Origin of the sequence: Levilinea saccharolytica (assembly GCF_001306035.1) — a bacterium.
Taxonomy (GTDB): Bacteria; Chloroflexota; Anaerolineae; order Anaerolineales; family Anaerolineaceae; genus Levilinea; species Levilinea saccharolytica.
Map to the genome: position 1 here is coordinate 1 of NZ_LGCM01000005.1, position 20,553 is coordinate 20,553.

Sequence of the window (20,553 nt, forward strand, 5' to 3'; positions counted from 1 at the left end):
GATCGTCGTGATCTGAGTATCTTTCAAATTGGATTGCGTTATATTGATCGTCAACTTCTCAACTCGCTTCCATTTCGGATTTTGCTATGTTCTTACTGTTGATTTTTCAAACTGTCAGGTGGCTAGTCCTACTATATTCAACAAAATTTGTCAAAAAATCGCACGAAAAAATAGCACATTAATCAGGCCGCGTTTTAACCGTCTCTTCGAAGATCGCCGCCAGGGCGGCGGCATTCCGGGTGAGCGTGAATTGTTCCATAACCAGCTCTCGTCCCCGCAAGGCCATTTTATGCGCCTCTTGCGGGTGCTGATAGACCCAGGCAAGGGCTTCTGCCAGGGCTTCCGGATTCTCAGGTGGGACCAACTGGCCTGTTTGGAATGGGCGCACCAGTTCGGGAATGCCGGAAAGCTCTGTGGCGACGACCGGCAATGCGCAGGCTAGGGCTTCCATGATCGAGACGGGGATGCCTTCCATTTTTCCGCTGGGGGTGATGATGGACGGCTGGGCGTAGACATTGGCAGCCGCGAGGTGTTCGGCCACGGACTGTTGGTTTTGCGGGCCGAGCAGCCTGACCTGGTTTTCCAGGCCTAAGGACTCGATTTGTGCCTGAAGCTCAGTTTGCAGCTCACCAGCGCCGATGATCTGGCATTCAAAGGGGATTTGCTGGGTGCGGAGCAGGGCGCAGGCTTCGATGAGGTACTTTTGGCCCTTATAGGGCTGCAAACTGCCGATGCTCAGGATCTTCAGGCTGGGAAGGGCTGCAGGCGGCTCTGCATGGGGTGGGTAACGCTGCGGTTCGACCCCACAGTGAATGATGTGCGTTTTCGGTTCGACCCATGCGCCGTACAGGCGAGAGAGATAGGCACGGTTGAATTCGGAAATCGAGATGATAAAGCGAGCATCGGCCAGTTTGGTGGCCAGCATGGCTTTGCGCACAAAAATGTCGTGGGCGTGTACGGTGATGCTGTAGGGGATGCCGGTGAACTGGTGGATGATCCAGGCGAACAGGGCAGGATGCGAAGCATAGTGGGCATGAATGTGCTGGATGCCCTGGCGTTGAATCTGTTCGGCGGCCAGCACGGCTTTTGGAAAGAGCGCCAGGGCGCGCACGAAAAAGTTCAGATTGGAGGCGTTTTCGCGCAGAACCCGCAATGCTGTGCGAAAATACACCCTGGGCGAACGGAAAAAGGCGCGAACATTGGCGGCCAGCACTGTGACAGAAAGATATGGAGAATGGTGAACGCGCTGCAGCCAGGGCCTGGCTTCGGGGTGAATGACGGGCGGATGCTGGAGGATGATGGGGTAAATATCAATTTCCCAACCTAAATCGCGCAAGGCGATCATCTCTCGCAGGATGAAGGTTTCGGAGAGATTGGGGAAGCGCGACATGAGGTAGGCAATGCGTTTGGGGGTCACACAGCTCCTCTTTGTTGCAGAATGGCCAGGACAGAGCGAAAGAGAATTTCAATGTCCAGCCACAGGCAGCGGTGGTTGATGTAGGCCAGGTCCATGCGCAGGCGCTCATCAAATTCAGACGAACCGCGTCCATAAATTTGCCACAGGCCGGTGAGGCCCGGCAGTACGTCCAACCGGCCGGTGTGCCACAGGCTGTAGGTTTTGGCGCTGAAGGAGGTGGGGCGCGGACCGACCAGGCTCATTTGTCCCAGGATCACGTTGAACAATTGCGGCAGTTCGTCCAGGCTGGTTTTTCGCAGCAGGCGACCGATGCGAGTGACGCGCGGGTCGTTGGTGATCTTAAAATCGGGCCACTTCAGTTCGTTCAGGTGAAGATACTGCTGTTTCAGTTCCTCGGCATTCACGACCATCGTGCGAAATTTGTACATCTTAAATCGCTCGCCGTTTTTGCCGGTGCGCTCCTGTTGGAAGACGACCGGCGCGCCGGGGGATTCCAGCTTGATCAGCAAGGCAATCAGACCAAGAAGGGGCAGCCAGAAGACAGCCGAAAGCAGCGTGAGGAATAGATCCATGGCTCGCTTCCAAAAATGATAGGAAAGAGTCTGGGAGAGTGATTTTTGAGATTTATATTTTTCGACCCACTTATAGTCTGCTTGCATCGAAGGGCCGTCCATTCAGAAGTGGAACACCCCGCTATTCTAACGAAGGTGCGGCGGGTTTTTCGGCGTGATCATGTTCCACCAGACGCGGGCTGAGGTCTGGGTTGGATTCGTCATTCAGCTTGGCCTCTGCTTTCTGCAGAAGGCTTTCAAAGGTGAGGGCTTCGCTGGGGAAGGATGAGGCTCCCCACAAGGTGTTGATGCCCACACTTTGATGAATAGATTCCTGAATGCGGCTGGCAAGGATTTCTAAACCCTGAGGAGAAGTCTCCGGGCAGAGGATGATATAGCGATCCTGGTTGTTTTGTTCGATGACGATGTCGGAGCGGCGCACCACTTTGCCAATGGCTTGACCAACGCTGGCGATGAGGAAGCGCTCCACCATGTCTTCTTGCAAATTTACAAGGTTTTGGCGAAGCTCGAGCTTCATCGAATTGGACATGGGCTTGACCACCAGCACAGACAGGGGGCGATCGTAGCGGCGGCTGCGGGTGAGCTCAAGCTGAATATCCTCAATGGCCTCATCCAGGGGGCGAGTTTTGTGGGTGAAGCCGGCAAAGGTCATTTTTTCGATCACGCCTTCTGCATTCTGCAGGCTAGCCATGAGACGGTGTGCCAGATACACCGAGAAAAGCAGGATGGCAACTTCGCTGATGGTGACATAAATATCCACGCCAGCTAAAAATGGGCGCTGAGCGCTGATCACCATGCGGTATACCAGGTAGATACCAAGCCAAAACGCAGAAGAAAGCCAGAGATTTAAATGGCGAGCAAAAGGAAGTGCGATGGTAAAAATAAAGGCAGCGCAAACCAAAAGCACCAGATAAGAGACCGCGCCAGGGCGAACGGTTAAAGTGAACTGCTCCAGATGGAAAAGGAGTAAGAGCGTGGCAAAAATCAGGATCAAATCTTTACGAATCTGCGACATGGCCGCGAAGCTCCCCATACCGAAATTTATCTTCGAGCATTATACTAGAAGATGGTCGAAAATCAAATTTTGCCGCTGTTCAATATTGCAAGGTTAGGACTGCGTTCAGGGGGCTTGAGATTGAACCTGGCTGTCTTGATCGGAGCATTCACAAGCGCGGACACGGCGGCTGTAACGAACCAACTCTCCCTGGTAGGGTTCACTGCCATTAGCAGCAATCCACCCCTCTAAATTAAAGGCCAGCGGACCCGCCGCAGGGATCCATTCACCGTTGTATTTTCGAGCGATGTGGACATGGGTGCCGGTGGAGCGGCCGCCTTCACAAGAGGGCAGGCCTATGGGCTGCCCGGCCGCCAGTTCGGTCCCGACGGGAGGGATGGACGCGGTGGCTAGATGGAGATAAAAGACCACCCAGCCGGTGCGTTCGTCGCGGTCGCCGTCCAGATCCAGGACGGCAATGCCGGTATCGGTGCGGGTAATGATGCCGTCGGCGATGGCTGTGGCGGTTTCAGTGGTGGGCATGCAGCCGCCCACCACAGCGGGAGGGGCGAAGTCAATGGCGGACCACGGATCGCCCGAGCCCCAACCGGTGTGGGGCCCGCCGGTGAAAGCCCAGGCGCTGCGCGATTGGAAAGGCAGGCGCATTTCGGGCTGGCGCAGGCTGCCGGGGATGTGCGGTTCCACATTTTGCCAGGGGTCGCCGAAGAGGGCGGTGTAGGTTTGGATGAATCCCTGCTCAGAAATGGCTCGGTCGTAGGCAGCGCCGTCTAACATATGGGAAAAATAGTACTGAAGGGCGACGGTGGCGGCGTTTTGCCAGGGATCGGGGCGTTCCAGGCGGGTATCGAGATGGTCAAATTCGGTCAGGTGTCCGGTGCGCCAGCCGTAATAGCCGTTATTGAGGACATTGGCGGCATAGTTGATTTGAGAGGGCAGTCCCTTGCGGTTGGGGTCGACGAAGCCGAGGAGGTAAGGGTCATCCGAACTGCGCGGAGCGGCTTCGGTGAGCGCGCCGGTCTGATATTCAATGAGGGCTAAGAGGAGGCGGGGACTGACAGAGTAGCTGAGGGCCAGATAATCTACCAATTCGCCGCCGGTGCGGGTGCGGCCGCTGTAATATTCGCTGACGGTTTTGAGCCAACCTGGCTGCTGGTTCACGAAGGCCACGGGGTCAAAGTCTCGTTGGGCTGGCCCGTAGGGGAAGAGCGAATCGGGGATGATTTGAAAAGGGTTGCCCCACAAAGGTTCGTAATAAATTGGGATTTGCATGGGGAAGCCGGGCGGCATGGTGGTGGCGTCGTTGGGGATGACGGAATTGGCTTCGCGGATCTCTTTTTCGGTGGTGTTAAAGCGGGCAGCCAGAGCGGGCAGCGTATCACCGGTTTGGGCGATATATTCCACCAACTCAGCAGGCTGGTAGGCACGACGGGTGGGGAAAGGGGCCACGGAAGGCAGCGGCGCCGGGGCAGGGGTTTCGGTGGATAGGTACAGCCCGCTGGGAGAATTGGCTGGGGCGCAGGAGGCGAGCAGCCAGATTCCAGCGGCGCACACGCGCCAGAGGGCCGGGCGGGAGAAGATACTTCGCAGATTTTGAATCAAAAGGGACATACCGTTATTCTTCAGTCACTTCTTGGGTGCGGGTGATGCGGCTTTCAAAGGAGCCGTACTGGCTGGCGGTGACGGTTTGGTCGCCGCGAGTGAGGAAGCCGAGGTAGGGCTTGGAACCGTTGTGGGCGATCCAGCCGCTGAGGTTAAAGGGAATAGGCCCATCGGCAAGGATCCATTCGCCGTTAAATTTGCGGGCCATGTGGGTGTGGGTGCCGGTGGAGACGCCGCCTTCGCAGGAGGGGTGGCCGAGCTGGTCATTGGTATCCACCCAGGTGCCGGGGGCAACCCGCGCATCGCGGCTGATGTGCAAGTAGAGCAGCACCCAACCGGTCTGTTCATATCCATCTCCGTCCAGGTCGAGGGTGACCACACCGTTTTCGGAGCGCACTACCAGGCCGGAGGCTGAGGCTCGCACCCAATCGGTGGAGACCACGCAGCCGTGTTCCGAAGAGGCGGGGGCGAAGTCAATGGCGGCCAGGGCGCCGTCGGGACCCCAGGCGGAATGGGGCCCGCCGGTGAGACTCCAGGTCTTGCCAACAGCGAAGGGCAGTTCCAGTTTGGGCTGGATTAAATTAGGTGGGTAGAGCGGTTCGACCAATTGGGCGCGGGTCCAGGGGTTATCGAACATGCGCTCGTACAGCTCAGGGAAGCTGTTGGGAGAATAGAGGGCGCCGCCCCATTGAGTTTCGTTGTAAAGCTGAGCAAAGAGCACTTGCAGCGCCACGGTTCCGGCGTTCAGGGTGGGCGCCAGGCGGGCAGAAGTGTTCTGGGGTGCGCCTTTGAAGCTGATTTCGGTGATGAGGCCGGCCCGCCAGCCGTAATAGCCGATGGATAGGTGCTGGACGGCCCAACTGAGCTGCTTGTACAGGCCTTTGGCGTGATAATCGGTGTGGCCGAGGGGGTAATCTGTTTGGGCCAAATTGTTGGGCTGACCATAAACCCAGTGGCTTTGGTACTCAAGGAGGGCCAGGAGAACGCGCGGGTTGACGGAGTTTTCGATGGCGACGCGCTGAATCACCTGGGCGCCGGTGAGAAAACCGGTAGAAAGCTCCTCGCGATAGGTGCTGAGGTAACCGCCGGATTGGAGGACGAAAGCCTGGATGTCAAAATTGACCGCGGAGGGGGAGAAGACAATCTCGCTGTCGGGAAGGAGCTGAAGCGAGGGGGTGGTTTCTGTGAGGCGGTTAGGAATGACCAATAGCTGCTTGGGGGAGAACAACCCTTCGGAGGGGATGGGGCTGGGCGAGGTGATTTCGGCGGGGGCCACCGCGAAGCGGGCCGCCAGGGCTTTCAGTGTGTCACCCGCCTGGGTATTGTAGAGAATGACGGGCGCCGGGTTGGGGTCAGATGTGCCGCCGGAGGGGGTGGGTGAGCTCTGCGGGTCGGGCGGATCCGCCGGTTGGATGGGGGTGTTTGTTACCTGAATCGGTAGGGGAATTTGCTCGATATTGGAACCGGATTCGACGCCGGGAACGGTGGGCGTCACCGCGGCGGTGAGGAGTTGGGCCAGGGCGGTGGCGGCATAATCGTTTTCGGACTGGGCGGTGCGGGCACAGGCCAGGGAGACGAACAGCCAAATCGCCAGAACGAGGAACGTGCCGGCTCTTTTAGCGTTGAATTTGGTTTTCAGGCCGAACGGAATCCCAGGCTTCAACCACAACTCCTTCACGGATCAGGGTACCATCATATTCGTTTCCGCTCCCAGCGGAAACCCAACTATCCATTATAAACGGAATTTCGCCATCTGCGGGGATCCACTCACCGTTGTAGCGGCGGGCGAGGTGGACGTGGGTGCCGTTGGACTGGCCGCCTTCACAGGAAGGGCGGCCGATGCGGTCGCCGGGCTTGACCACTGACCCGGCTTTGACGCGGCCCTGTGCGGCGATGTGCAGGTAAAGGATGCTCCAACCGGTCTGCTCCAGGCCGTCTCCGTCGAGGTCGAGCACGACCACGCCCTCGGCGGAGCGGACGATTTTTCCAGCGGCCACGGAAGTGACCCAGGCTTGTGAAGTAGCGCAGCCACGGCCGCCATCGGGCGGGGCAAAATCTAAGGCTGCCCAGGCAGAGCCGTCGCCCCAGCCGCCGTGGGGCCCGCCGGTGAACGACCAGATTTCGCCGCTGGCAAAGGGCAAACGCAAAACCGGCTGCTGGAGGTCGGCAGGCAGGTAATCATCCAGGGTGTAGGTGAATGGGCTGCCAAACAGGCGGGTGTAGGTGGCCTGCAGGCCTTGCGGGCCGACGGCACGTTCCCAGGCGGGCCGGTCGTAGAGGGCGCTGAACAGATTCTGCACCCCGGCTGTGGCGGCGTTGAGGCGGGGATCAGGGGGGACGATTTGACCGTCGAGCAGGAACCAGGCGGCGACCGCGTTGACCTTCCAGAGGTAATAGCCGCGGTTGAGCTGGTTGGCCGCCCAGGCCAATTGGCGGTAAAGGCCGGTGCGCCAGGGCTCCAGGACGGCAATGGGGATTTCTTCCAGGCCCGTTTTGGGCTGGGGCTGGGTGACCCAGCCGGATTGGTGTTCGATGAGGGCCAGAAGCAGGCGCGGATTGACAGAATACTCGCGGCTGATGCGGTCGACGATCTCTGCGCCGGTGAGGGTTTGTTCGGAAACGGTTTCTTGATAGCGGCTTAAGTACCCGCCGCTGGACTGCACGAATTGATTGAGGTTGAAAGCCAGGCTGCCAGGACTGAAGACCAGTTCGGAATCGGGCAGGATGATGAAATCTGGCCCGCTGGGGCCGGGGGTGGGCGGAGGGATGCGCAGCTCCTGGCCAACTTCCAGCAGGTCGGGGTTTTCGATTTGATTGGCTTCTGCCAGGATCTTAATTGGAAGGCTGTAGGTGCGGGCAATCTGGTTCAGGGTATCACCCGGCTGAACGGTGTAGAAAGCCTCTTCAGCGCGCAGCGTGGGTAAAATGCGCCCGGGGTTCGGGGTGGGTGACTGTGCGGGGGGGCGCGCTTCGGGTGCGCTGGATTCGGGTTGGGCGGCGGCAGGCGGCAGCCAGAGATCTTCTTTGGGAGCGGTCAGGGTGCAGGCAGATAGGCCCACAGCCCCCACCCATAAGAGGAGGAGGAAGTTTCGCAGGAAAGGGGAGGTGCGCAGGCTCATTTGAAATGAAACGGCATTTTTCGGCCTCCGATGAGGTGCATGTGCAGATGGAAGACCGATTGTCCGGCGTTGGGGCCGGTGTTGATGACCAGTCGATAGCCGCTTTCCTGCAAGTTTTGTGCCTGAGCCAACTGGCGGGCGACGGTGATGAGATGGCCAAGCACGGCCTCATCTTCTGGGGCGGCAGCATTCACCGAGGGGATATGGTGGTTGGGAACCAGGAGGATGTGCACCGGAGCGATGGGAGCGGCATCCTGAAAGGCGGTGATGCGCTCATCCTGGTAGAGGACGGCGGCTGGCAGGCGGCCGGCGATGATTTCACAAAAAATGCAAGGGTCAGGCATGGGCGGTTCAGGGGGCTTTGGTGGGGATGGGGCCGAGGGTGGGAGCGCAGACGATGTCATAATATTCCAGCTCGGCGGCGCGGTTGGCCTCGGCGTAGGCGGCAGCCTCTTTGCCGATTTGGCGGACGGTGTCAATATGATAACTGGCGTCCGTGTCCCAATAGCGGGGGAGCACCATGAGGGGGTCCTGCATGGGGCCGTCGGGGATGTAGCTGGGGCGGTTGGGGTCATCCTTCTCCGCCAGGGGCACCCAATTGTACATGACTGGTCCGCGAGGATTGATGGTGAAGCCCAGGCGGTAGCCGGCTTCACGGGCGAGCTCGATGGCACGGCGGGTGAAACCGCCTCCGGGCCAGATGTAGGCGATAGGGGTTTTATTGAAATATTTCTGGATGGCCTGAATGGAACCTTCCAGCTCTTTGCGCAGGAAATCATCGGTGGAGTTGGGGGTGGCGTTGATATTATGCACGACACCGTGGGCCTGATGGTTGACATAGCCGGCGTTTTCCAGATCCTGATTCTCTTTCCATAGATATTCGGGGGTGTCTTCGGCGGAGATCCAGGCGTTGGTGACGGTCCAGCCAAATTTATCAAAATAGGATTTAAAGAGCAGATCAAAATAAGCAAAGCGTTTGCGGTCGTCCACAATGAGGAGAACCGAGCGCCTGGGAATACGGGCGTTGGTTTCCATGAAATCGGCCAACTGTTCGGGGCTGATGGTCTCAAAATCCTGGTCGCGCAGATCCTTCATCAATTGGTGAAACTGGGTGATGTGAATCTGGTCGGCGTGGGTGACCTCGCCGTCGGTGACGGAGTGGAACATGATGGTCATCACAACTGTGCCGGGGGCGGCTTTATTGGGATCCCAGCGGCTGCGCAGGTACTGACAGGTATCTGCAACGTAGGTGTGAGGCACGTCCAGGGGGTTGAGGTTGGTGGTGGTGAAGGTGGCCGGTAGGGCTGGTGGGGTGCGGTTGGGATCGGGAGTGGCGGTGGGCGGGATGGGCGTGGGGGTCGGCGGACCGAGGGTTTCGGTGGGAGCAGGGGTTTGGGTGGCGGCGGGTACGCCGTAGGTGGCGGTGAGCAGGGCGTTTTGGAAAACCTGGGTAGGGTCGGCTGTGGGGGCAGCCGGTGAGGCACAGCCTGCCAGGCTGACGACAACGAGCAGGAGGGAGAGTACTCTCAAAATGGGCGTTTTTTGCATGACGGCGGCACCTCTAAACCAAATATGCGGCGATTCACCTGGCGAATTTTTGTGATGGAAGCGCGGCCCCCATGCTATAATTTTTTCGACCAGGATGTTTTGATGAAACCATACGCTGATTATACCCTTCGACTGGAACGTTTGCTGGATGTTTGCCGGAAATCGGGTGATAAACTGTCCGTTGACGCCTATCTGCAAGAGATTGTGCGTACGGGGGCCGAGCTGACCAGCAGCACGGGCTGTTCCATTTTAACCTATGCGGAAGAGGAACGCTGCCTGCGTTTTGTGGCAGCTTTGGAGGGGGAGATTGACGCTCTGCGCGGGGTTTCGGTGCCGTTGGACCGCAGTGTGGCGGGGTGGGTATACCGCCGCCAGCTCGGCCTGGTGACCAGTCAGGCCGAGGCGGATGCGCGCATTCACCGCGTGGCAGACCGCGAGCTGGCGAATGGAACGCACGCGCTGCTGGCCGTCCCGATGTTTTTTCGAGGGCGGTGTGTGGGGGTGATGGAGGCAGTGAACAAGGCGGAGGATTATACCGAGGAAGATGTGCGCGCGGTGGAGCTTTTGGCGGCGATGGCAGCAGGGGCGATTGAAAATCAGCGGCTGCTGCAAGAATCGCAGTCAGCATGTGAGCAGATGATGGCTGTAGACCGCATGAAGGATGACTTTCTGGCGATCGCTTCCCATGAACTGCGCACGCCGCTGACTGCGATCCTGGACGGGCTGGAACAGGCGGCGGCCGCCAATGACGGTCAACTGCGCACCACCCTGGGGCCGGCTGTGAAGGCGGCGGAACGACTGCGGTCTGTGATCGAGCAGATGGTGGACAGCGACCGGCTGGAAAAGGGGTTGGGGCAGCTGCAGCAAAGCGATGTGGACGTTTTGGAACTGGTGAATGAGATCGCTGCCGGGGTGCAGGCAGAGGCTGAGAGTCACGCGGTGCGGCTGGTGGTGGAGCCGGTTCCATTTGCGGTGTTCTGTCGGTTGGACCCCGAAAAAACCGGTATGGCGCTGCACAACGTGCTGCAGAATGCAATCCAGTTTAACCAACCGGGGGGCGAGGCGCGTGTGCGCGTGTGTGATGGGGAGACGGGTGTGCAGATCTGCGTGGAAGATACGGGCATCGGCATCCCGGCAGAGGCTTTGGAGAAGGTTTTTACACGTTTTTATCAGGTGGAATCGCATCTGACGCGCCGGCACGGGGGCATGGGGCTGGGGTTGGCGGTGGCGCGCGAGATGATGGATATGCAGGGGGGACGGATTTGGGCGGAGAACCGGGCGGAGGGCGGCAGCCGTTTTACGTTGGAACTGCCTCATGCGCATGGGGAAGCGCATTTTTGAGAACACGGCTTGATCTTGCCAAATGGGGAAGGCTGGATTATAATCGGCTCTTGTACGGGGCGTGGCTCAGCCCGGATAGAGTGCACGGTTCGGGTCCGTGAGGTCGGCGGTTCAAATCCGCCCGCCCCGACAAACAGGAAAGCTCTCGAGAGGGAGCTTTTTTGATTCCTGTCGGCGGTGCTCCCATCGAGGGACACGAAATCCGCCCGCCCCGACAAACAGGAAAGCTCTCGAGAGGGAGCTTTTTTGATTCCTGTCGGCGGTGCTCCCATCGAGGGACACGAAATCCGCCCGCCCCGACAAACAGGAAAGCTCTCGAGAGGGAGCTTTTTTGATTCCTGTCGGCGGTACTCCCATCGAGGGACACGAAATCCGCCCGCCCCGACAAACAGGAAAGCTCTCGAAAGAGGGCTTTTTTGATTCCAAGATCGATTATCCGCAGATTACGCAGATTTCGCAGATTTCGCAGATGACGCAGAGAATTAGGTGATGGAAAAGCATCGTTCGCAGATGACTCAGGTTATGCAGATGAGAACCATCCTAAATAGAAAACTGGTGATGGAAGATCTGAGAAGGAGCGCTTATCCATAGATTGCGCAGCTTCTTAGAGCCGAGGAACGCAAGCCATACACCGCCCGGGTGACGAAGGTTTGATGCTGCTTAACGCGAGCTATTCAGGCTAGTTTGCCCAGCCAGATTATGAATGGTGAAGAAGGCAAAAAGAGTGACAGCCAACAGTACCAGCATGAGAAGATGGGGCAGACTGAGGGGGCCCAGTAACGGGCGGTAATCGTAACGGAAGAATTCGAGGATGAAGCGCTCCGAGCAGAAGACAACGAAATACAATAAGGTGACTCTCCCAGCAGGCTGAAGCCAGCGGGGATGGATCTGCGGGCGGCTGAGGTAAGCAAAGAGAGCCAACTGCACGATCATGCTGGCGATCTGGGTGGGGTAGCGCATGGCCCACACACCGTCTGTATTCGGGGTGTACATGGCCAGCCAGTTGTGGTGAGTTTCGGCTCCACCACAGCAGCCGGCTGCTAAACAACCCACACGTGCAATGGCAAAGCCTAAAGCAAAGCAGGATACCATCTGATCGGTGGCAGGCAGCAGGGGTAGTTTTTGCATGCGAGCATAGATGAGCATGGCCAGCATGCCGCCGACCAAGCCGTAATAGACACGAATAAAGATCGAATCAACAGACAAGCCTGTTAGCATGCTGCGGATATTGGCTTCCAGCCATGCTAGTCCGAATAGCCCAGCCAGGACGGCGATTAGGAGGTAGGGCACTGCGCGACGCCACTCTCTGCCCCCAGTTTGTAAGGTTCCCAGCCGATACATGCCAAGCGAGCCAGCCGCGATAAAGGCCAGTGTGTACATGAGCGCGTAGGTGCTCACTGTCCAGGAACCAAGCTGAAGATTTGGAAGCATATTAACTTGGCCTTAGGGACAGATGAAGGGGAAGAACAATCCTTCCACCGGCTCAGGCTCAATACCAACGGTAAAGGTGATGGGACTGCCAAGAACGGTTAGGTTCTGATCATTAGCAGTACCGGTTACGGTGTAGGTATTGTTGATAATGCGCGTTCCGTCTGGTACACCGGCATTTACATTCAGATTAAGATAGGCTGCCCATTTTTCACCAGGGGCCAGAGAAGCCAGAGTCCACCATACCTGGTGACTTTCGCCGTCAAGATTGCAGGCATCTCCACCCTGACAGGAGATGTACGAGGTTTGACCGGGTAGGGTAGTGGTTAGCGTAAGATCTGTGAGGTTGGTGCTTCCAGAATTGATGACGGTGTATTGTACAGCGGCGGGTTGGCCAGCGGAGGCAGGGTTGGGTGATGCGACACCAAACAAATTCAGACCGGCCTTGGTGACGTTGGGCAGTTTTCCATCGGCTGTGACAATGAGCGCCGAATAGATTTCCCACGAAGTCGGGTTCGCGTTGGCGTTAGAGGCGGTCAAGGTGTACTTATATTGGCCGGAAGGAGTATCGGCCGGCACAGTTCCAAAAATATGCAGGTGATATTCACTGCTATTGCCTGGGACAGTGATTTGAGCGCCTACCGTGTTGGACATGTCTGGCTGGTTGGGATTATTAGGATCACCGGGGCGGATGACCCAACTAACTCCAGATAAGGTGGAAGAAGGGGAAAGGTTGAATGTTCGCGAAGAGCTGGAAGTATTGATCAAAACGAAATGGGTATAGATTTCGTCATTAGGTTTTACGAACACCGTTTTGATTTCGGGCATCAGTCTCCAATTGGCGGTGTTATTGGTCAGGCGAAGCCCTTGAGGCCCGGCGCAGGTGTAATTACCATAGGTGATAGGCTGAACCCCGGAAGTGGGAGGAATGCCATCCCCATCTGTTTTGTAGCAGGTGTAGGCAGTGAGGGAGCAGTTGAGACAGTTAGAGGGTTGATTACTCAAATCCAGGCGAATTTGGGTTAACACTTGAAAATCATCCCGGGTACCCATCGTGGGGCATTCTGTTTCTGTGTCTGGCTTAGCTCCCATTGCCACCCAAACCTCACCTGAAGCGGGCGGCAGATAGGTGTTGGCCCAGGCGGTTTCTTCCATGCGCACTTCCATTGGAAGTGTTACGTCAAGCATGCCGCTCATCAGGTGCATGGTTGGGACGATTGGGGAGGTGGTTCGCTCACGGATCACAATCGGTAGACGATTGGGATAGTTGAGGTATGTGGCATCGGAGACTTTCACCCGGTAGGCAGTGAAGACGTTGCTGGATTTTGCGAGGGCAACGAAATCTTCACAACTTTGTTGGGTAAAGGGTGCTGAGAAGCTGTTAAATGAAATGATATTCCAATGCTTTTCTTCCCAGGTTGAGCTTGAAAACTCTTTGACCATTGGGGGGGTCAGACCCTCTTGTGTGGTATTGAACCCTTTATCATATTTGCTGGTTTCTAACGCGTGGGTTAATTGAGCGTGGGCTTTTTCATCTTGATAGATCATGGTGACGCCGTCACTAAAGGTGGCGGATTGATAAAGCAGGTCGTCGGGTTCGGGTGGGGCGGAGTAAGACACGGTAAAGCCGTTAAAAAATTGCTCTTTGGTGAGATTGCTGAACACAAAAGGAGGTCCGCCGGGTTCTGGCTGACCAGGCTGGGTAAATTTGAAGTTAGTGGCGCCTTTGGGTGGGTACCAGATCATGCGTCCGCCCTCACCAGGAAAACGGGCGCCAAGCTCCAGGGTCACCTTATCACCAGGGGCATATACGCTTTTTTCATCCTGGGTATCTAGCATGTCTTCGATGGAAGATTCTTCCTTGGTGGTTTCACTGCTGACATCGGTGCCTGAGGTGTTGCTGCCTACGTTGCAATCACAGCTGCTGGATGCGAAAAACGGGAAAAAAGCAAGACTGACTACAATCAGAATAACGTAATCGAGCGAAATTCTGCTGGGCCACTTGTGATGCATATTATTTTCTCCCCGTAGCTAATAAGAAAAGTTAGTGATTGGATATTTACATTTTAGTGAAAAATGACCATTTTAACTTTACAAATTGATAACAACAAAAGCTGCCTGTTTGTGGCCTCCTTAGCATTATTGAAACACAAGACTCGCAGCGGAATCAGGGCGCGGGCAGCACCGCCGGAAGGACGTAATCGGCAATCAGCTGTCGATTTTCCATGTGGGGGGAATCGGTGTTGGAGGTGAGGACGGCGACCAGATCCAGAGAGGGGATGATGTAGATGAACTGGCCGCCGAAACCCGCGGCAAAATAGGCGGGGGGAACGGTGTCTGGCTCGACCCACCAGAGGTAGCCGTAGGGCAAATTTTCCGGGTAGCCGCCGGGGGTGTGCACCTGAGTGGACAGGTTGACCCAATCGGCGGGGACGAGCTGCTGCCCATGCCAGGAACCCTGGTGTAGATACAAAGAGCCGAAGCGGGCCAGGTCGCGGGTTCGCAAGGAAAGGCTGTTGCCGCCCATGGAATACCCCTGGGGATCTTTGGGCCATTGGTACTGGGTGATACCAAGGGGGCCGAAGAGGTGCTGGTCGGCGTACTCTTGCTCGGTGAGTCCCGTGGCGCGGGTGAGGACGGCGGAGAGGAGGTGAACCGCGGGGGTATTGTAATTGAATTTTTCGCCAGGCTCCGTGACGATGGGGAGTTGGAACGTGTAGCGAGTGGGGTTGGGGTCATTGGACCACATCCACAGGCGGGTATCTTCCCATTCAAAGCCGGCGGTCAATTCCAACAGATGGCGCAAGGTGATGCGCTGAAAGCGAGGGTCCGCTGCAGCGGCTTCCTCGGGGAAAAACGGGGCGATGGGCTGCTCGAGGCTCTGCAGGTCGCCGCGATGAAGGGCGATGCCGATCAGAGCGGAGGTGATGCTTTTGGTGATGGAGGCGACTTCGTGCAGGCTGTCTGCGGTCAGGCCTTTGTAATATCGCTCGTAGACGATGGTGTCGTGCCGAAAAACCAGCAGGCTGCGGATGTGAGGATACTGATTGGGAACGGCTGCACCCATCGCCTCCAAAAGGTTTGAATCCATGCCTTGATCCTCCGGGGCCGATTCTGGCCAATCCAGCGGGTAGGGTGATGGGGTGGGGTTGGGCGTGTGGGTTGGGCTGACGGCGGGCGGGGGCAGAGTGGTCAACGTAGGAAGGACGGAAGTGGGGGTGGGGGAAGGTGGTGGGATTGGCGTGGGTGGGACAGTGGGTTGCGCACAGGTGGAAAGAACGGTCAGCAATAGGGTCAGGGGAACCATTAATCGAATGAGCTGCATATCTGCCTCCGAAACCATCCGGCGAATTTGAGCTTTTGTAGATTATACCCTGCTGGAAAATGGCTTGCGCAGGGCAATTGGAGGAGAAACGTGGGGGGATCGTTGGGGAGGCGTTGGGCAAAACCGGGGGAACCCGGCTAGAATAGAAATCAAGGGCAACTCTTCTTCTCCTCCGAAAAGTGAGGGCCGGATATGGCGAATCCGGCCCTTCACTGTTTAATCTACGGACCCGTGGGGGAAATCAATCAGCGGCAGCAGCGGCCAGTTTGGACCAGGTCTCGTCGTCCACCAGGGTGATCACGCGGTAGGCTTCAGCGTATTTCATCTCTTTGCCCTTGGCATGCTCACCCGCCCATTCTTTGATACGCTCGGCGGGGTCCCAATCGCCCATCTGGCTTTTATGGGCGCGCAGGGCGTTGATTTTCACTTCGATGGTCTCGTCAATGCTGACGTAGGTATCCACGTGGAACCAGGAGTTGACATACACCTTGCGCACTTTGTGGGCTTTGAGACCCTCTTCTTCCAGCTCTTCGAACAGGTTGGGCTGACCGGCGGCGGGGAAGACAGCGTCAATGGCGGCCAGGGCCGCGGCGCGGTGATCGGGATGGTTGATGTAATCCCGTGCGGTGAATAGAACGGTGGGGTCGCCGCAGATGACCACCTCGGGGCGGAAGCGGCGAATTTCACGTACAATCTTCTTGCGCAGGGCTAAGTTGGCCTCCAGGAGACCATCGGGTTCGCGTAAAAAGACGACATGCTCCACCCCGGCCACGCGGGCAGCCTCGCGGGATTCGGTTTCGCGGATTTCGGCGGCGCGGGCGCGGGTCATGCCGGGTTCAGCAATGCCAACGTCGCCGCTGGTGCACAGCACATAACCGACGCGGGCACCGGCGCGTACCCACCGGGCTACCGTGCCGACACAGCTAAATTCAATATCGTCCGGGTGGGCAAAAATCACCAGGGCGCTTTTGGGAATATAGGTTTCGCTCATTCAGGCCTCCTTGCTGCAGATTGGCCTGATTGTACTCCCCGGCGGGGCGAGGCGCAACCTGTTGGAAAAGGGGCGTAGAGGGTCAGACCATATCGTCCGAGATAGGCAGAGGGTCTTTTTCGGGGTTGATGTAGCGGCTGCGGTAGCGCAGGGTGAGCAGCAGCAAGGTGAACTGTACCAGCGAGAGGATGATGGCGGAGAACTGGTCAAAATAGAAAACGAGGAGATCCACGATAGTGATGCAGACCAACAGAGTGGCATAGGCCACGGCTACAGCGCGGCGCTCTCTGCCGATGAAAAGCAGGGCAGCGGAGATGAGCAGGGCCAAGCCGGTGGAGCCGATGAGGCCGACGCGTGCGCCGAACATGGAAATGCCCACTTCGGAGCGGACAATGCTGGTGCGCACCAAGGGATCAAAGATGGGCATGAGAGCTGAGGGGTTGTAGATGCTGCTGATGAAGAGGGCCGCGGAGAGAATGGACCAGGTGCCGAGGAGAACCAGGGCGCTGACCAGCAGGGCGCGGAAACGGGCGCGGGTGAGATGGGCTTGTTCCCAGCGCAGGATGCGGTTCTGAATGCGCTTCCACCAAGGGATGGTTTCTGAGGTGAGGATGAGCTGATCACTCTGGATGAAGTCCTGCAATTCACGGGCAAGTCGCGCCAGGTTGGGATCACTGCTGTCTTTTTCAATTTGTTTCAGGCGGTGGTGAATGTTTTCCCGTTCGCGGGCGGAGAGATCCTGGTCGAGAACTTCTTCGAGATCTTCGAGGATATGGTAAAAATCGGCGCGCGGATCTTTTTGGCGCGGACGGCGGACGAGGACATACACCAAAACGGTGAGCAGGAAGAAGACGTAGATGATGGGGGCAGCGGCGGGGTATAAATAGTCGTTGGTTTGGGTAATGAATTTACCAACTTCATCAATGAAAAGACCTACGCCGACCCCGCTGAGAATGGACACCCAGATGAACACCCAGCGGTTGGCAAAGATAAGGGGCAAGAGGGTGGCGACAAAAAGAAAAAGGCCGCCCCACAGCACGTGGGCGATGTGCAGCTCACCGCCGCCGAGCTGCGGATAGCCGGTGAGGTTCAGAAAGAGGCGTGTGAAGGAGACGGAAGCGGCAAAGCTGAGCAGGGTTAGCAGCAGGTAGGTTTCTGCGCGCTGACGGCGGATGGCTGTGCGGACTTGAACGGTGGTTTTCATACATCCTCCAAATTCACGATCAAAGTATAGCATTTTTATGCGCAGTTACCGAATTTGTTCTTAATCCTTGGGTGTGAAATTTCTTAATCGTGATAAAAGAGAGAATTTTTATGATATGATTGCGACCGTTTGTGTCTACGAGGAAAAATGGAAATGTATGAAGCATTGTTGGAAAATTTAAAGCTGGCCCCCAGAACTTGTGGGGTGACTGTGTTGGCAAGGCATTCGGAGCGTTATCCGATCTTATCGGATGAAGAAGTTTTTACCGTTGGCCTGACTGAGAACGGGATTGCCATGGCAGAAGCCCTGGGCGTTGAACTGCGCGGGCGCTACCGGGCGCGGCGATTAGGTTCCTCACCCGTGGGACGCTGTGTGGATACGGTGGCGGCTGTGGGCCGCGGGGCCGGCTGGAAGGGGCAGATCCAGGAGGAGGAGGTGCTTTCGCACCCATTTCAGGGGGAAGCCTGGGATCAGCGCCACAGCTATTCGCCCGGCGAAGCGCTGCCGGAGGCAGTTTTTGCCCTGGTGGATTTTCTGCTGGGCGATAATGCGCCTGGGGCAGGGGAGATGGACTTCTTCTGCACGCATGATACCGTGTTGGGGACGCTGCTGGAGTACTGCGCGGGGCAGTGGATTGAGTTCCCTGAGAATTGGCCCAACTTCCTGGAAGGGGTGGTTTTGTGGCGGGACGGCGGCGATTTCTGCATGGCCTGGCGGGGTGAAATCTACTCCCTGCAAAAAGCCCTACGTCTGAACGGTGAGTTGGAGCGGCTGAAAGGCTGCCCAGCGGATTAACCACTTACGGCCGGTTTATAAGAAACGGCAGAAAAACAGACTGCGCGGCGACGGCGGCGCAGTCTGTGGGTTTAACATGAAGCAGCGGAGGATTTTACAGACGAGGGAGCAAAATGGAATTTTGCTTCTGGTATTTGCCCTTTTTATCGGCGTAGGATACTTCGCAAACCTCATCGCCTTCAAAGAATAACACCTGAGCAATGCCTTCATTGGCGTAAATACGAGCGGGCAGTGGCGTGGTGTTGGAGATTTCGAGGGTGACGTAACCTTCCCATTCCGGTTCAAAGGGGGTGACGTTGACGATAATGCCGCAGCGTGCGTAGGTGCTTTTGCCCAGGCAGACGGTGAGAACCCCGCGCGGGATGCGGAAATATTCGACGGTACGCGCCAGGGCAAAGGAATTGGGAGGAATCACGCAGACATCGCTTTTAAAATCCACCATTGAGCGGGTGTCGAAATTCTTGGGGTCCACGGTGGCAGAAAAAACATTGGTAAAGATTTTAAACTCGTCAGCGACGCGGATATCATACCCGTAGGAGGATACCCCGTACGAGATCACGCCTTCGCGAACCTGACGGTCCACGAAGGGTTCGATCATACCGTGTTCCAGCGCCATTTTGCGAATCCAATGATCAGGTTTTAAGCCCATGACTGCCTCCAAAAAAGGGTAGATGTCCAGCCGCAGGATCACCAGCCGCTGGCTTTGAAAACGGTTTCCAAGAGCCCGCGCCGCTCTTCGGGGGTCATGGGGCGCGGGCGGGCATTATCAATAAACTGAATGGTGAGCAGCTCGGTGCTGATGTGGCGGCCTTGATAGAAAATGTGCCGGTCGATGAAAGCCTGGCGGGTGGGGATGCCCTCATCGTATTGATCAAAGAAGAGGTTGCCCAGGCCGTAGTGGATGAGTGCACCTTCGTGGAATTGGAGCGCCTGGGGCTGGTGGGCCTGGCTGCCAGAGACGATGGCAGCCCCAGCGGCGGCGGTGGCTTCGAAGTCGGGAATTACGAAGGGGTTGGCTTCGTAGGTGTAATACTCTTCATGCTGGAAGGTGACGATGGGGATATAGCCCTGAGCGCGCACATCCGCGATCTGCTGAAAAAGCACCGGCCAGTTACAGCGGACGGCTCCGGGACGGTTTTCCGCGGCGCTGGAATAGCCGGGGGCCTTGGCATTGCAGCCTAAGAAGGCCAGGCGGTTGCCGTGGTCTTCGATCAGCAGCGGACGGCTGGCCTCGGCCAAATTGCGGCCGCCGCCGTAGTACTTCAGCCCATTTTGATCATAGAAATCGGCGGTGAAGAGCATGGCCTCTTCGCCCCAATCTTGAAAATGATCCCCGGACAGCTCAATGATATCTGCCCCAACATCCTGAAGCAGCTCGAAGTATTTGGTTTTGCTGCAAAACACCAGGGTGTTTTCGCGTGGGTACGGCGGGGGACATTTGGGGGTGAAGGGGATTTCGTTGTTGATGTGGGTGATGTCCGCTTCGCGCAGCCAGGCGCGGATATCTTCGCCGGGGTAGGTCATGCCTTTCAGTTCCATCAACCCGGCGGTGGCGCGCACCAGGGCGGTGACGCCGGTGAGGATGACGGTGGTCATCTTTTCTGGGTCGCGGTTGGAAAGGCTGGGCTGCAGGATGGTTAAATCACCCTCGGAAAGGGGTGCGGCAGAACCGACTGGAACCAACTGAAGTGGAATGGAGAGGGGGTATTGGGCAGGGTCAAAGGCTTTTTGAACGGGCGATTGGCCCGCGACAGCGATGACTTTCCATGCGGGGCTGAGTTGTTCGAAGGGCAGGATAGCCCATTCCTGGCTGGGGACTGGCTCAGATGTACTGAGTTCATCCAATGAACGCTGAATCACGCGGTCAGGGTCGGGGTCTCCCCACCATTGGGTCAACACTGCCAGGGTGTTTGGATCAAGGGCGAGGTGCGTCAAGGGCAGTTCAGGGGCGGGCTGACCCAGCCAAAAACTTTTGAGATCTTCGGCGGCGACTTCATCTTGCACTGTGGCGAAAGGGGCCGCAAGAGCATAAGTCCAATACCCGGCGGGGGGATATTTCGTGCCGATTTCCAGGCGGTATGGGCGCGTTGGCGATGTGGTGGTGGCGACGGTGAAATCGGCGGCCCCGCAAGGCTCTGTGAAGAAGAGTGACATTGTCAAGGCCGTGATTGTGCGCTGCGCGAAGGAATGGCGCCGTGA

Annotated in this window: 17 protein-coding genes, 1 tRNA gene and 1 pseudogene; 4 read left to right on the forward strand and 15 right to left on the reverse strand. The window is 57.3% G+C overall.

The annotated features are described in order from the left end of the window. Nucleotides 1-178: 178 nt before the first annotated feature. The 8 genes from ADN01_RS01420 to ADN01_RS20170 all read right to left on the reverse strand — a co-directional run bounded on the left by ADN01_RS01420 (nt 179) and on the right by ADN01_RS20170 (nt 9,270). Nucleotides 179-1,417, reverse strand: coding sequence for a glycosyltransferase (locus ADN01_RS01420; RefSeq protein WP_062418271.1), 1,239 nt, complete (start codon nt 1,415-1,417; stop codon nt 179-181). Beyond that, nucleotides 1,414-1,989 carry a sugar transferase gene (locus ADN01_RS01425; protein WP_201778608.1) on the reverse strand — a complete coding sequence of 192 codons (576 nt, stop codon included), beginning with the start codon at nt 1,987-1,989 and terminating at the stop codon, nt 1,414-1,416. The genes ADN01_RS01420 and ADN01_RS01425 overlap by 4 nt, the downstream gene beginning before the upstream one ends. A gap of 121 nt (nt 1,990-2,110) precedes the next feature. Beyond that, nucleotides 2,111-3,022, reverse strand: a complete 912-nt coding sequence (locus ADN01_RS01430) for a GGDEF domain-containing protein (protein WP_161542516.1) — start codon at nt 3,020-3,022, stop codon at nt 2,111-2,113. An 87-nt stretch (nt 3,023-3,109) separates the two neighbouring features. Continuing rightward, nucleotides 3,110-4,612, reverse strand: coding sequence for a LysM peptidoglycan-binding domain-containing M23 family metallopeptidase (locus ADN01_RS01435; protein WP_062418274.1), 1,503 nt, complete (start codon nt 4,610-4,612; stop codon nt 3,110-3,112). A 4-nt stretch (nt 4,613-4,616) separates the two neighbouring features. Beyond that, entirely contained in the window at nt 4,617-6,266 is a 1,650-nt protein-coding gene (locus ADN01_RS01440) for a M23 family metallopeptidase (protein ID WP_075070857.1), read from the reverse strand. Then, the gene (locus ADN01_RS01445; protein WP_062418276.1) at nt 6,220-7,722 is read right to left on the reverse strand and encodes a LysM peptidoglycan-binding domain-containing protein; all 1,503 of its coding nucleotides are present in this window, start codon (nt 7,720-7,722) and stop codon (nt 6,220-6,222) included. The genes ADN01_RS01440 and ADN01_RS01445 overlap by 47 nt, the downstream gene beginning before the upstream one ends. Then, on the reverse strand, nt 7,719-8,066 hold the full coding sequence (locus ADN01_RS01450) for a histidine triad nucleotide-binding protein (RefSeq protein WP_062418277.1): 348 nt from the start codon (nt 8,064-8,066) through the stop codon (nt 7,719-7,721). The genes ADN01_RS01445 and ADN01_RS01450 overlap by 4 nt, the downstream gene beginning before the upstream one ends. 7 nt (nt 8,067-8,073) lie before the next feature. Beyond that, entirely contained in the window at nt 8,074-9,270 is a 1,197-nt protein-coding gene (locus ADN01_RS20170; protein ID WP_075070858.1) for a polysaccharide deacetylase family protein, read from the reverse strand. Between the two features lie 102 nt (nt 9,271-9,372). On the opposite strand from ADN01_RS20170, the gene ADN01_RS01460 reads away from it, so the two are divergent. Then, nucleotides 9,373-10,611, forward strand: coding sequence for a GAF domain-containing sensor histidine kinase (locus tag ADN01_RS01460; protein WP_160318352.1), 1,239 nt, complete (start codon nt 9,373-9,375; stop codon nt 10,609-10,611). A gap of 55 nt (nt 10,612-10,666) precedes the next feature. Next, a tRNA-Pro gene (locus ADN01_RS01465) sits at nt 10,667-10,741 on the forward strand. Between the two features lie 530 nt (nt 10,742-11,271). On the opposite strand, the gene ADN01_RS01470 is transcribed toward ADN01_RS01465, so the two are convergent. From ADN01_RS01470 to ADN01_RS01490, 5 genes are all read right to left on the reverse strand, one after another. Beyond that, nucleotides 11,272-12,042 (reverse strand): prolipoprotein diacylglyceryl transferase, encoded by a 771-nt coding sequence (locus tag ADN01_RS01470; protein WP_062418279.1) that lies wholly within the window; start codon nt 12,040-12,042, stop codon nt 11,272-11,274. Nucleotides 12,043-12,054: 12 nt separating this feature from the next. After that, the gene (locus tag ADN01_RS01475; protein WP_062418280.1) at nt 12,055-14,052 is read right to left on the reverse strand and encodes a COG1470 family protein; all 1,998 of its coding nucleotides are present in this window, start codon (nt 14,050-14,052) and stop codon (nt 12,055-12,057) included. A gap of 154 nt (nt 14,053-14,206) precedes the next feature. After that, a complete protein-coding gene (locus ADN01_RS01480; RefSeq protein ID WP_152973992.1) occupies nt 14,207-15,364 on the reverse strand; it encodes a serine hydrolase domain-containing protein in 1,158 nt (385 codons plus the stop codon). Nucleotides 15,365-15,605: 241 nt separating this feature from the next. Further along, nucleotides 15,606-16,355: a PIG-L deacetylase family protein gene (locus ADN01_RS01485; protein ID WP_062418282.1), complete on the reverse strand. Its 750-nt coding sequence runs from the start codon at nt 16,353-16,355 to the stop codon at nt 15,606-15,608. An 82-nt stretch (nt 16,356-16,437) separates the two neighbouring features. Further along, entirely contained in the window at nt 16,438-17,559 is a 1,122-nt protein-coding gene (locus ADN01_RS01490) for a hypothetical protein (protein ID WP_062418283.1), read from the reverse strand. Between the two features lie 153 nt (nt 17,560-17,712). On the opposite strand from ADN01_RS01490, the gene ADN01_RS01495 reads away from it, so the two are divergent. Beyond that, nucleotides 17,713-18,354 (forward strand): histidine phosphatase family protein, encoded by a 642-nt coding sequence (locus ADN01_RS01495; protein ID WP_062418284.1) that lies wholly within the window; start codon nt 17,713-17,715, stop codon nt 18,352-18,354. Between the two features lie 94 nt (nt 18,355-18,448). Here ADN01_RS01495 and dcd read toward each other — a convergent pair whose 3' ends face one another. Together dcd and ADN01_RS19995 are read right to left on the reverse strand one after the other, a co-directional pair. Next, nucleotides 18,449-19,003 (reverse strand): dCTP deaminase, encoded by a 555-nt coding sequence (gene dcd / locus ADN01_RS01500; RefSeq protein WP_062418286.1) that lies wholly within the window; start codon nt 19,001-19,003, stop codon nt 18,449-18,451. Nucleotides 19,004-19,041: 38 nt separating this feature from the next. Continuing rightward, nucleotides 19,042-19,950: a CapA family protein gene (locus ADN01_RS19995; RefSeq protein WP_082142775.1), complete on the reverse strand. Its 909-nt coding sequence runs from the start codon at nt 19,948-19,950 to the stop codon at nt 19,042-19,044. A 478-nt stretch (nt 19,951-20,428) separates the two neighbouring features. On the opposite strand from ADN01_RS19995, the pseudogene ADN01_RS01510 reads away from it, so the two are divergent. Next, nucleotides 20,429-20,553, forward strand: a pseudogene (locus tag ADN01_RS01510) (uL14 family ribosomal protein); the annotation flags it as partial.